Origin of the sequence: Helicobacter labacensis (assembly GCF_003660285.1) — a bacterium.
GTDB lineage: Bacteria > Campylobacterota > Campylobacteria > Campylobacterales > Helicobacteraceae > Helicobacter > Helicobacter labacensis.
On record NZ_QXQQ01000023.1, the window covers coordinates 15,526 to 28,120 of the forward strand.

The 12,595-nt window shown below is 48.5% G+C and carries 10 protein-coding genes; 2 read left to right on the forward strand and 8 right to left on the reverse strand.

Annotation, left to right across the window (positions count from 1 at the left end):
• Position 1 precedes the first annotated feature (1 nt).
• From glyQ to glyS, 7 genes are read right to left on the reverse strand one after another with little or no spacing between them, the layout of a single operon-like run.
• Positions 2–913, reverse strand: a complete 912-nt coding sequence (glyQ, locus tag EAO33_RS06990; protein WP_120946050.1) for a glycine--tRNA ligase subunit alpha — start codon at positions 911–913, stop codon at positions 2–4.
• Positions 914–928: 15 nt separating this feature from the next.
• Positions 929–1,861: an NAD(P)H-dependent glycerol-3-phosphate dehydrogenase gene (locus EAO33_RS06995; protein WP_120946051.1), complete on the reverse strand. Its 933-nt coding sequence runs from the start codon at positions 1,859–1,861 to the stop codon at positions 929–931.
• A 35-nt stretch (positions 1,862–1,896) separates the two neighbouring features.
• Positions 1,897–2,169, reverse strand: coding sequence for a DUF3240 family protein (locus EAO33_RS07000; RefSeq protein ID WP_235853113.1), 273 nt, complete (start codon positions 2,167–2,169; stop codon positions 1,897–1,899).
• Positions 2,170–2,171: 2 nt separating this feature from the next.
• Complete coding sequence (locus EAO33_RS07005; RefSeq protein ID WP_162982238.1) at positions 2,172–5,234, reverse strand: efflux RND transporter permease subunit; 3,063 nt, start codon at positions 5,232–5,234, stop codon at positions 2,172–2,174.
• The gene (locus EAO33_RS07010) at positions 5,234–6,295 is read right to left on the reverse strand and encodes an efflux RND transporter periplasmic adaptor subunit (RefSeq protein ID WP_120946053.1); all 1,062 of its coding nucleotides are present in this window, start codon (positions 6,293–6,295) and stop codon (positions 5,234–5,236) included. The genes EAO33_RS07005 and EAO33_RS07010 overlap by 1 nt, the downstream gene beginning before the upstream one ends.
• On the reverse strand, positions 6,292–7,554 hold the full coding sequence (locus EAO33_RS07015) for a TolC family protein (RefSeq protein ID WP_120946054.1): 1,263 nt from the start codon (positions 7,552–7,554) through the stop codon (positions 6,292–6,294). Before EAO33_RS07015 ends, EAO33_RS07010 begins: the two co-directional genes overlap by 4 nt.
• A 1-nt stretch (position 7,555) precedes the next feature.
• The gene (glyS, locus tag EAO33_RS07020) at positions 7,556–9,616 is read right to left on the reverse strand and encodes a glycine--tRNA ligase subunit beta (protein WP_205589530.1); all 2,061 of its coding nucleotides are present in this window, start codon (positions 9,614–9,616) and stop codon (positions 7,556–7,558) included.
• A 90-nt stretch (positions 9,617–9,706) separates the two neighbouring features.
• On the opposite strand from glyS, the gene EAO33_RS07025 reads away from it, so the two are divergent.
• Positions 9,707–10,507, forward strand: a complete 801-nt coding sequence (locus tag EAO33_RS07025; RefSeq protein ID WP_120946055.1) for a hypothetical protein — start codon at positions 9,707–9,709, stop codon at positions 10,505–10,507.
• Positions 10,508–11,995, forward strand: coding sequence for a 2,3-bisphosphoglycerate-independent phosphoglycerate mutase (gene gpmI / locus EAO33_RS07030; RefSeq protein ID WP_120946056.1), 1,488 nt, complete (start codon positions 10,508–10,510; stop codon positions 11,993–11,995).
• A 62-nt stretch (positions 11,996–12,057) separates the two neighbouring features.
• On the opposite strand, the gene EAO33_RS09750 is transcribed toward gpmI, so the two are convergent.
• Complete coding sequence (locus EAO33_RS09750; protein WP_268877471.1) at positions 12,058–12,192, reverse strand: hypothetical protein; 135 nt, start codon at positions 12,190–12,192, stop codon at positions 12,058–12,060.
• Positions 12,193–12,595: the final 403 nt, after the last annotated feature.

Sequence of the window (12,595 nt, forward strand, 5' to 3'; positions counted from 1 at the left end):
TTTAGGCTTGGCATGGCAGTAGGGGGGCACTAAAATCCCCGTTCAAGCGTGCATCGCGCTGGGTTTCTTGAGCTTTGTAAAGCAGGGCGCAGGCTTTAGCTAGGGTGCGGATTTTTAAGATAAATTCTTGGCGTTTAGCCACGCTCAAGGCTTTACGCGCGTCCAAGACATTGAAAAAATGCGTGCTAAGCACCACAAAATCGTAAGCGACCAAACTCAAACCCTGATCTAAACAGCGTTGCGCCTCCGCTTGGTTTTGATAGAAGGCATCGAGCAAGAAATCCAAATTAGCGTGCTCAAAGTGATAATGACTAAACTGGTACTCACTCTCCAGATGCACTTCTTTATAGTAAATGGGTTGCTTGTCTTTGTAGCTCCACACGATGTCTAAAACACTATCCACCTGTTGGATGTAGGTTGCCAAGCGTTCTACCCCATATGTGATCTCTATGGGGGTGGGGTGGCAAGGCAAACCCCCTACTTGCTGGAAGTAAGTAAATTGGGTAATCTCCATGCCATCTAGCCACACCTCCCAGCCCAAGCCCCACGCCCCCAAAGTGGGCGACTCCCAGTTGTCTTCTACAAAGCGCACATCGTGTTTTTTAAAATCAATGCCCAGTGCTTGCAAACTGCGCAAGTAGAGTTCTTGGACATTGAGCGGGCTAGGCTTTAAAATCACTTGGAATTGGTAGTAACTGCCTAGCCGATTGGGGTTTTGCCCATAGCGCCCGTCTGTGGGTCGCCTAGAGGGGGCGACATAGGCGACATTCCAAGGTTTGCTATCCAAGCTTCTTAACAAGGTGGCGGGGTGAAAAGTGCCCGCCCCAGCTGGGAGATCATAGGGTTGTAACAAGAGACAGCCTTGTTCTTGCCAGAAATTCTGCAAGGTTAAGAGAATTTGTGAAAAAGTCATCTAAAAAGCCTTTCTTTAGCGTTTCAACAGCGCGTCCATGCTTGCTAGGGGGTTTTCGCCCTCTAAAAGGGCTTGTAATTCTGTAGCAATGGGGGTATAAATCTGCTCTTTTTGGGCGATTTGGAGGATGGCTTGCGTGGTTTTCACCCCTTCGGCAACTTCACCCAGCGCGCTTAAAATCTCTTCTAGGGGCTGGTGTTTGGCTAGCCCTAGCCCCACGCGGTAATTGCGCGAAAGTGTAGAGTTTGCGCTCAAAAAGAGATCCCCCGCCCCACTAAGCCCTAAGAAAGTTTGGGTTTTGCCCCCAAAATGTGTCCCAAAACGACACATCTCCACCAAACCGCGCGAAAGCAAGGAAGCCTTAGCACTCTGCCCTAATTCTAATCCATCGCACACCCCAGCGGCGATGGCAATCACATTTTTATACGCCCCGGCAATCTCCCCCCCGATGATGTCCTCTTGGATATAGGCGCGCATAAAACTAGGGAAGGACTTGGCATAGATTTGCGCCAGATCGGGATTACTAGAATGCAAAGCCAGCGCGCAGGGCAAACTCGCGCTCACATCCTTAGCAAAACTAGGTCCTGCTAAATAACATAAATTTTCTGGGGCGATGAATTCTTGGGCGATCTGGCTGACAAATTTACCCCCCACTTCAATCCCCTTACACGCCATCAAGACTGGCATGCTAGAGGGCAAATGCGCTTGTTCAAACCACGCACGCAGGTGTTGCACACTGATGGCTACCACGCCCAAAGAGGCTTTTAAGCCCTCTTCTAGGCTACATTGGGTGATGAGGTCATGTCCTTTGAGCACTAAACTTTTATTCAAGGGCAACAGTGTTGCGCTCAAGTCTTGGCGCGAGATAATTTTAGTGGGGGTGCGGTGTCCAAAGGCAAAGGCGAGCGCACGCCCCCACGCCCCCCCGCCAAAAACCACCAAACTCATGCATGTCCTTTCTGGGCATTCTAACACAACGCGCTTTAAAGCGCAGTAACGCTAATTAAGTAGATCGCGCTTGGGGCGCAACGCGCTTTGATTTCTTGGGCGAGCGAGCGCGCGTTTTCCTCTGGCAGACATAGGCGCAAGTGGGCGTAATCTTTGCGCCCGCTCACTTGTTCTTTGGGGCTTTTAAGCAGGTTTGTTGCGCCGTATTGAAAACATGCGCTCAGATAAAAATCGCTATAGCCCTGTTCCAAGAGATAGTCTGTAAGCATCTCTGTTTGGCGCGCGGGGGCGTAAATGTCTAAGAACACCACTAGATCACCTTGATTTTTTTAGCCAATAGCATGAACATGGGGGGTAAGAGCAGCAGGGTTAAAATACTAGAGGTTACTAACCCGCCCAACACCACGATGGCTAGAGGTTTTTGCACTTCAGACCCCACACCATTAGAAAGCAAAAGCGGGATAAGCCCAAGTCCAGCAATGCAGGCGGTCATCAACACGGGTCTAAGCCGTCTGAGCGCGCCCTCTAGCACCACCTCTTCTACGCGTTTGCCCTGCGCTAAAAGTTCTCTAAAATAGCCCACCATCACCACCCCATTGAGCACCGCGATCCCAAAGAGCGCGATAAAACCCACGCTAGCAGGGACAGAGAGGTATTCATGGCTTATGAAAAGCGCGATCAGTCCGCCTGTGATCGCAAAGGGGATATTACACAAAATCAACAAGGCTAACGCCACATTGTTGAAGGTGAAAAATAAAATGAAGAAGATCACTAAAATACTTAAAGGGATAATAGTCGCTAGTCTTTTGTTGGCTCTCTCTTGGTTTTCAAATTGCCCCCCGTAGGTGATGTAATAATTAGGAGGCAGGCGCACCTGCGCGTTCACCTTTGCTTTGATTTCAGCCACAAAGCTCCCCAAATCCCTGCCCACCACATTGGAGCGCACCACACTCATGCGCTTGGAGTTTTCGCGCACAATAGAAACTGGACCATCCACTTCTTTTAAGGTAGCAATAGAAGTGATGGGCACTGCCACATCGCGATTAGAAGTCATCTCTAGGCTTTTGATGAGCGTGATATTAGTGGCGATGTCCTGGGATTGGCGGATGATAACTGGGGTCCTAGAAATCCCGGTGGGGATAAATTCCACCACCAACCCCTCTAGGGCGGATTTTAAGAATTTGGCAAATTCATCGCTGGTGATCCCCACATTAGCCATCGCATCGCGATTGGGGGTTACATAGAGATAATTAATCCCCTTGTTGAGCTCGGTTAGCACCTCATCAGAGCCTTTTACTCCTTTGATGATCTCTACAATCTGCGCGCTCAAGGCATTGAGTTTAGCAATATCATCTCCAAAAATTTTCACGGCTAAATCCCCACGCACCCCGGTGAGCATTTCAGAAATGCGCATTTCAATGGGTTGCGTGAAGGCGAAATTGATCCCCTTGAAATCCTCTAGAGCTTGGGCGATCTTGTCTAGCAGGGCTTTTTTAGTGGGCACGCTCCACTTAGCCTTGGGGATATAGGAGATGAACATGTCGGTTTGGTTAAGTCCGCCCAAATCTAAGCCTAATTCGTCTGAACCCGTGCGCGCCACAATGGATTGGATTTCTTTAACGCGTTCCCTTAAAGTTTTTTCAATGTGCAAGATCAAATCTCTAGATTGGCTTAGAGAAATAGAGGGCACGCTCTCAATACTCAACACACTATCCCCCTCATCTAAATTGGGCATGAACGCCTTACCCACAAAAGGGAAGAGAGAAAGACTACCACCCAAGAACACCAACGCCCCCAAAATCACGATCTTAGGCTTATTGAGTGAAAAGCGCAAAAGAGGGGTGTAAATGCGGTAAAAAAGGCGCGTGAGCAGGGTGTCTGTGTGGGGCTGGGCTTTGAGCACTAAGGAGGCGATCACAGGGATGAGCGTAATGGAGAGCACCAGAGTGCCCAAGAGCGCAAAGACAATACTAGAAGCTAGGGGTTTAAACATCTTGCCCTCTATGCCCTGCAAAGACAAGATGGGCACAAAGAACACGATGATGATCACAATCCCGCTCACCACAGAGAGGGCGATCTCTTTACAGGCGCGATAAATTGTGTGTAGGGAGGTGGTGTTTTTGTGATGCCCTAATTTTTCAAAGGCGTTTTCTACCACCACCACCGCCGAATCGATGAGCATGCCAATAGCGATGATGAGCCCACCCAAACTCATCAAATTGAGCGTGATCCCGCTGAATTTGATCCCAATAAACGCTACAGATAAACTCAAGGGTAAGATCACGCTCACCGCCACGCTTGCCCTGAAATTGCCCAAGAATAAAAACAAGGTGAGGATAATGAGTGTGATCGCTTCTAATAAAGTCTTGTTGAGCGCTGAAATAGCCTTGTGGGTAAATTCTGAGCGATCGTAAAAGACATGGATATGCACCCCGGCAGGCAAGAGGGGTTTAATATCCTGTTCTAATTTGGCGCGCACTTGGGTGATGATCTCTTTAGAGTTTGCCCCCCTTAGGGCAAGCACCAGCCCCTCTGTGGTTTCATCTACCCCGTTTTTGGTTACAAAACCCAGACGGGTGCGATAATGCGTGATCACTCTAGCAAAATCTTTAATGTGCAAGTGCCCTTGATTGGTAGGGATGGTGATGTTGGCGATCTGTTCAGGGGTGAGCGCGATGGTTTGGATTTTGACTAAAAAGGTCTCTCCATCGCGATCGATGCGCCCCGCCCCACTATTGCTCAAATTGGCTTTAAGGGCGTGTTCTAAATCGCTAATAGAAATCCCCAAGCGCGCCATGTCGTTAAAATCTGGGATCACCACAAAGGCGCGCGCAAATCCTCCCACCGCGTTTACATCGGCTACGCCCGGAATAGTGCGCAACATCGGGCGGATCGTAAAATCCAAGAGTTGGCGTTTGCTCACATCGGGCAGATTCCCATCAATGGTAAACATAAAGATGTCTGAAAGCGGGGTTACAATGGGCGCAATGCCCCCATCGACCCCTTTGGGCAAATCTGGTAGGACCAGGGCTAGTTTTTCATTGACCATGTTGCGGGCTAAATAAATATCCATGCCATCTTCAAAGTCAATGGTGATGTCGCACACAGAATACTTAGAAGTGCTACGCAGAGATTTTTCACCCTTAAGCCCTAGGAGTTCTAGCTCTAAGGGGCGCACAACATTGTTCTCCATCTCTTCGGGTGAGGAGCCGGGCAGTTTTAAGACGATCTTAACCTGCGTGGGTGCCATGTCTGGGAAAGCGTCCACAGGGGTGTTTAAAAAACTATAGAGTCCAAACCCCAAGAGTAAACCTGCACAGATAAGCACAATCAAGCGTTGTCTTAGGCAAAACTCCAAGAGACGCGCTAGCATCAATCATCCCCAAAATGATTCAAAATACCCTTTAAGCTCACCAGCGCGCCGGTAGCGACTTTGCTATGGGAGTTAAGAGAGCCACGCTTGATCACAAAGGCATGGTTGCGCTCCTCTAAGATTTGCACGGCGGTGGGCAAAAAGCCTTTAGGAGTGCGCACAAAGATCAAGTAATCTTGATCGTTTTTAATCACCGCATCCGAGGGCACGATGAGCGCGTTTTTAGGTTTAGCTCCCTGTATGAAGAGGTTAACCATCTCCCCTACATGGTAATTGCCCTGCTCGATGCGCGCAGTGGCTAAGATGGTGTTGGAGTTCTTATCTAGCACCACTGACACGCTTTGGATACGCCCGATGGGATTGCCCCCCTCATCTAAGACCACAGACCCCGCTTTGATGTATTTAGACAGAGTCATCGGCACTCTAATGCGCGCGATGAGATCGCTTTTTTCTGAAATGCGGATATAGGTAGTGAAGGCTAGAATACGCTCCCCTAGCACTTTAGGCGCGATGGAGAGAACCCCCCCATGCCGTGCGATAATTCGAAAACCATACTCCCCCCTAGGGTGTTTGGGATCGATGCCAAAATTTCTAAAGGTATTTTCTAATTCTTGGACTTTGAGGCTGATCTCTTGGCTGGCTAAATAGCTTTGTTGGTATTCGCGTTTGGCGATCACCCCCTTGTTGTAGAGTATTTTGTCCTTATTGCTCACATCGAGGGCGACTTTCAGCCTATTTTGGTTGTTTTGGAGTTCAAAGTAAAGGTTGCTCAAATCAATAGAAGTGATCTCACAAATGAGATCGCCCTTTTTGACATGTTCTCCTTCACTCTTGTAAATGGCGACCACACTCGCATCAAAACTCAAACTCTGCACCACAGAGTGCTTAAGATTGTAATTGTCAAAATCAATCGAGGCGTTGAAGGGCAAGCCCTTAGAAACCACACTTTGATCCAAAGAGATCACTTTGAGATCCAAACTCGCGATCTGTTTAGCAGATAGTTTGATCTCTTCATAGGCTTGCAAAGCTACAGCTAAGATACACACCAGCCAAAATTTCAACGCGCATCTCCTACTTGGGTGAGGGTTTCGCCCAGACTCTCTTCTAATAACGCGGTGATGTCCACATACTCCATCTTGGCTTGGGCTAGAGCGATCAGCGCGTCCATGTAAGAATTTTGGTAGATCAAATACTCAAACAGCCCGATCTTTTGGGCTTCATAGGCGATACGCCCCTTTTCCATCAAATTGCGCTTATTGTCAATGGCTTCAATTTGGATACGCATGTAGCGTTCTTTGGTTTTGAGCTGTTGCAGATAGGCGTTGGCGTTAATGCGGATATTGCGCTTGGTAACCTCGTTTTGCGCCCGCGCCCCATTTTCTAAGGCTAAAAACTTGCGCTTCAAGTGGATATTCTTAGGGGTTACAGGCAAGGGGATATTAAACTCCATAGCCAAGTTAGTCGCGGAGTTATAACTCTCTGCGCCCAGCCCAAATTCAAAATTATGGAATACATCGCGGTTAGCTAGATTAGCGTTCACGCGGTAATCTCTTGCGCTCAAATCCAACACTTCCACATACAGCGAACGCTTTAAAATGCGTTCCAACTCATAGGGACCCATATGCACATAGTCAAATTTGAGCGCAGGGATTTTGATCACACGCAGGGGGTCTAAAAAGGCACTAAAGGGCACATCACCCTTTAGTGGGTCTACAATGGCTAGCAAAGTGTGCAAGGTTTTCTCTTGATTGATGATCAAGGTTTCAATATTGATCTTAGCCAACTTAGACTCCAAATACGAATTTTTGAAGTTGATATAGTCTTTTTCCGACATACTCCCCGCGCTTACCTTGCTCTTGGCTGCGCTGAGTTCTTCAAAAAAGATGTGTTCGCGCTGGGCGTAGATTTTATGTTTCTCGATATTAAGAATGTAGTTCAAATAGAGTCGTTTAGCCCCAATAAAGGCAAGATTACGACTCAACTCGTAGCTCTTGCGGTATTGCACATTTTTAATAGAGAGTGAGCGCGCCAACAAACGGCTAACCCAAGGCAATTTAGGCTTGATCATCAACACCGTGCGGGGTTGGGCTTCAGCGATCCCTTGGAAGTTGCGCACAATGGAAGTTTCTTGCGCGACAAAGGGAAAATCCCATGCGTTAGTGGATTTTTGCTCCTCTAAGAGGCTGATGAAATCAGCCTTTTTGGCGATGAGCTCTAGGGAATTGTGTTCCACACGCTTGAAAAATTCTTCTAAAGAAAAAGTGCGCGCGTGTAACACGCCCAGTAGCAAGGCGCATACAAGCCCAAGGCGCGCCCACATTTTACAATTCTTTAATATCAGCCACACCCAAAAATTCATGGTAGATGAGATGGAGCAAAGCTTGGCGGTTGTGCCGGGTCTGCAAACAAGAATCGTTCACCAAGACGCGATCAAAGAAATCCTCTAGAGGAGCTTTGAGTGTGTGTAGCGCGTTGAGTTTCTCTAAAAAGTCGTCAAATTCCAAGCGCGCTACCTGTTGGTAAGCCCCATAAAGCCCATGTTCGCTGGAATCTTTGAAGAGTGTGGGGTCGACTTGGGAGGGAGGAGCATCTTGGGTGATATTAGCCACGCGCTTAAAAATTGCCACCAGTTCTAAAGCACGATCTTGCTTGAAGAAGGCGTGCAATGCCTGCACTTTGCGCGCAATTTGGCACACCCCATAAGCATCGCTGTCAAGCACTCTAAGCCCTTTGAGCACGGCTTTATACAGAGTGGGTTCAAAATTAGTAATCTGGGAGGCTAGTATGTGAGTCAAGCGCTCTAACATGAAATCTCTTAAAAGATGCAACTCAAAGGGGGCGTAAGGGCGCGCCAACGCCTCCAAATGCGTGTGCAAATTGAAATCTAAGTCATAATGCAAACAGATTCGCAAGACTCCATTGCCTGCGCGCCGCAGAGCAAAGGGGTCTTTAGATCCGGTGGGGATTTTGCCCACACTAAAGAGCGCTAATAGAGTGTCTAATTTGATCGCTAGCGCGCTAAGCGCGCCTAGCAAGCTAGAGGGTAGGGGTGTGTGCTCGCCTAGGGGGAGGTATTGCTCTTTGATCGCGCTACACACCTGCGCGCTTTTAGAGTGGTGGCGCGCGTAGTAAGAACCCATCACCCCTTGCAATTCGGGAAATTCATACACCACCTCGCTAGAGAGATCCGCCTTAGCTAGAGCTAACACCTCTTGGAGTGTAGGTTGTGCGCTTGGGGCGTATTGGCGCGCTAACCATGCCCCAATGTCTTGTTCGCGTTGCACTTTATCTTTGAGACTCCCCAAGCCTTGCACAAAGGCGATATTTTCTAAATTCTGCGCGATCACACTCCATTGCAAAGATCGTTTGAGATCATTTTGGTAAAAGAACACCGCATCGCTCAAACGCGCCTTGAGCACCTTCTCATTACCCTCTACAATCTGGCTAAAATCCCCATGTTCTAAGGGCATGTTGCTCACCACCACAAAGGCGTTGTGCAAGGACTCGCCCTTGAATACAGAAAAATAGCGTTGGTGCTCCTGCATAGAAGTGCTGATGATCTCAGGGGGCAGGCTTAGAAATGTAGAGTCAAAGTGCCCATAAAGCGCGGTGGGGTAGGCGGTGATGGCGACAATCTCATCTAGGAGCTCCTGCTTAATCTCTACGCGCACTTGGTATTTTTGCTCTAAGGCGTGGATCTCCTCTAAAATTTTGGCGCGCCGTTTAGCTGGATCTAAGATCACCCCCCCTTTTTGCAACACCTCAAAGTAACGCGCGATCGTGGGGGTGGGGATAAATTCAAAACTGCGCGCAAAATGCAATTTCGTCCCAGCCTGTGCGTTGCAAGCATAGGCGCGCACACAAGCGGGCATCTCTAGGGGGGTTGTGCCTAAAATTGCACAAATATTATGAATGGGGCGGATAAAACGCCCCTGAATAAAACCCCATGCCATGCTCTTGCCAAAATCTAGGGCGTGTAAAAAATCTAGCACCATTTTGTCTAGGAGGGTGGCGGTGGGAATGGGTGGGGTGGTGGTGGTAGCATAGAGCACCTGCTTATTATTCTTGATCGCGGTGGCTAGGAGGGGGGGAAGCCCTAATTTGGCATAAAACTTCTCTCCAATGGCATTGAGCGCGCCCTGCGTTGTGCCAATTTCAAGGGGTGGTCCAAAGTGTTCACAAGTTTTAGCCGGGGTGTAGGTGGGGAAGTGGGGGGAGTAGAGCACAAGACGCGTGGGGGTGTAGAACAACTCAAAGGCACCCTCTAGGCTATATTGGGCTAGAATCCCCGCCCATTTGTCTAGCATATGGGGTAATTCTTGCAATAAGGGTCTAGCGGGCATCTCTTCGCTCAAAATCTCTACAAGTAAAGCTTGGTTCAAACGCGCTCCTGGGGTAAACTAATGGAACTCTAGGATGACTTATAGTATCATAACAAGTTATAGATAAAAGTCGCCTAATAAGGTTCAGATATGCAAAAAGCGCGTGGGAGATTGTGGTTTGTGGTGTTGGCAGGGGTGTTTGGTGTGTTGGGTGTTCTAAACGCCCAAAAAGCAGATCTAGCCGAATGCAACGATCCACTCAAGTTCAACGATCAACAAAAGGAAGTGCTTGTCTATGCTTACCGCTACGGCTTTAAGCAGAATTTGGGCTACGAATTAGCCGCTATCGCGTGGAAAGAGTCCTGTGCGGGGATGTATCGGATAAATTTTGGCGATCCAAGCGCGGGCATTTACCATGCCTATATCCCTAATGTGTTGAAACTTTACAACGAACGCGACACGCGTTTTATGCAAAATGTCTATGGGGATTTGCTCATTCGCGATAAGGCTTTTGCTTCTAAAGTGGCGTTGGATACTTTGATTAGCTGGCGGCGCACCCACAAGGGCGATCTTAAAAATATGATCAAGTCTTACCATAAGGGTTTGCGCTGGCAAAAGAGCGACTATCTCAACCAAAGCGCAGATGAGTATTATCAAGACATCTTGGCTAAGATCAAAATTTTGCAAAGTGTGATGCCTGCCTTGCAACAAAGCGTAGATGAGAATAAGCCCTCTGAAAAGCGCACTATCTACGCACAAAGCCAAACCCACCCCGTTCAAATCCACTCTAAACCCAAACCCAAGCCCACACCCAAAAAACACCACACCCCCACAAGACAGCACAAAAAACCCCCCGCCCACGCCAAACCCAAGCCCACACCCCAGATGCCACATAAAAAGCGCGCTGAAGACAATTCCATCTTCTTGATGCAAGAAGCTCCGGTGTTTTAAATGCAAAAGACTCTACTGATTATCACCGATGGCATCGGGCACAACCCCTCAAGCCATGCCAACGCCTTTCACCACGCCAAAACCCCCACTTACGACTGGATGTTTGCCAATTTGCCCCATAGTTTACTCAAAACACATGGCTTGAGTGTGGGCTTGCCTGAGGGGCAAATGGGCAATTCTGAAGTGGGACACATGTGCATTGGAGCAGGGCGCGTGCTCGATCAAGACTTGGTGCGCATTTCTAAAGCCTTTGAGCAGGATAGCATTGAGGATAATCCCGCTTTTCAAAGTGTAGCAGAACATGCCAATGTGGTGCATGTGCTAGGTTTGATGAGCGATGGGGGAGTGCACTCCCATATCAACCACCTCATGGGGACAGCCTTACTCTTAGAGAGAATGGGGAAGAAAGTGTGGTTGCACCTGATTACAGATGGGCGCGATGTTCTGCCCCAAAGCGCGCTAGAGTATTTGACTTTAGTGCGCGGGATTTGCGATACGCGTATTGAGATCGCCACGATTGCGGGGCGTTTTTATGCGATGGATCGCGACAAACGCTTTGAGCGCACCTTAAAAGCCTATGAGAGTATCGCGCATGGGTTAAACCCTAGCGATCTAAGCCCAGAAGATTACATCGCAAGCATGTATGCCCAGGGCATTAGCGATGAGTTCTTGCAACCAGCTAGCTTTGGAGGGTATGCGGGCATGTTTGATGGGGAGGGACTCATCGCGATCAATTTTCGCAACGATCGCATGCGCCAGATCGTGCAGGTGTTGGGGGGGGATTTGGAGGTGTTTGAGGGTTTGTACGAGTGCGGGGCGGGCGCGCCAGAATTGCTCATTGCCACCATGACCGCTTATAACGCGCTTTTCCCCTACCCCGTGCTCTTCCCCAAAGAAGAGGTGAAAAATACCTTAGCTAAGGTGGTTTCAGAGGCTGGTTTGAGCCAAGCCCACATTGCCGAGACAGAGAAATATGCCCATGTGAGCTTTTTTATCAATGGCGGGGTGGAAACCCCCTTTAAAAACGAGGAGCGCATTTTAGTGCCCAGCCCCAAAGTGAGCACCTACGATCTTTGCCCGCAGATGAGCGCGTCTCAGGTGGGAGAAGCGGTGCGCGCGTGCATGCGTAAGGGCACAGATCTGATTATTGTCAATTTTGCCAATGGGGATATGGTGGGGCATACGGGCAATTTTGAAGCAGCGGTGCGCGCGGTCGAAGCGGTGGATCAAGAACTAGGCGCAATTTTAGCTCTGGCTAAGGAGTTGGGCTATGCCATGTTACTCACCAGCGATCATGGCAACTGCGAACAGATGCGCGATGAAAATGAAAACATGCTCACTAACCACACTACCTATGAAGTGCCTTGTTTTGTGCTAGGGCATGGGATTGATCATATCAAAGATGGCGGGCTAAACAATGTGGCAGCCAGTGTGCTCAAACTGCTAGGCTTGCGCGCCCCAAATAGCATGGATCTGCCCTTGTTTTAACCCAAGCTAGACTGATGCCTCAGTGTATGCTTTATCCGTATCTACAAGTCTAGCGATGACCCTTAAGATAAAAAATGATCGTTGCAATCATTGACCTTAATGCTTTTCATAACCCCATCATTAAAAAAGCTAATCTCGAGTACCTCCATTGTGTCCGTGTAGAATACACTCTCTTTTTCTAATCTATTTTCTAACATCTCTTTTGCTTTTAACCCTCTAGTGTGCGCTCCTCTTTGAAGACTAAATTAGAAAATAGCCATTCGACCCCCACTAGACTCAAGAGAGTTCCAAAACAAGGGGGTGGATTCATGAACCACCCCTCCCTAAATGAGGAGCTTCCTAACTAACTCTAAACCAGCGTTTCTAAGCTAACCAAGGCTTTGCATTTATAGTCTGCAAGGCTAGTTGCAATTCCCACAAGACTCACAGACCCACATGCGGGTGGAGATTATTTGCTAAGGTGTCTTTGCGCTGGTTTTTTAGTGGCTAGAATGAGCTATACACCCCTTAAGTGTCCAAAGTGCAGGGCACCTCTTTTGAGTTTTTTCATCTACCCCCTAAACTTAGCCACCACTAAGACCTCAAATTCGCCTAGTGGCA

What these genes read in the sequence shown, in the direction of transcription:
- EAO33_RS06995 (WP_120946051.1), bottom strand. Translation starts at nt 1,861, where the DNA reads ATGAGTTTGGTGGTTTTTGGCGGGGGGGCGTGGGGGCGTGCGCTCGCC.
- gpmI (WP_120946056.1), top strand. Translation starts at nt 10,508, where the DNA reads ATGCAAAAGACTCTACTGATTATCACCGATGGCATCGGGCACAACCCC.
- EAO33_RS07015 (WP_120946054.1), bottom strand. Translation starts at nt 7,554, where the DNA reads ATGTGGGCGCGCCTTGGGCTTGTATGCGCCTTGCTACTGGGCGTGTTA.
- EAO33_RS07025 (WP_120946055.1), top strand. Translation starts at nt 9,707, where the DNA reads ATGCAAAAAGCGCGTGGGAGATTGTGGTTTGTGGTGTTGGCAGGGGTG.
- glyQ (WP_120946050.1), bottom strand. Translation starts at nt 913, where the DNA reads ATGACTTTTTCACAAATTCTCTTAACCTTGCAGAATTTCTGGCAAGAA.
- EAO33_RS09750 (WP_268877471.1), bottom strand. Translation starts at nt 12,192, where the DNA reads ATGTTAGAAAATAGATTAGAAAAAGAGAGTGTATTCTACACGGACACA.
- EAO33_RS07005 (WP_162982238.1), bottom strand. Translation starts at nt 5,234, where the DNA reads ATGCTAGCGCGTCTCTTGGAGTTTTGCCTAAGACAACGCTTGATTGTG.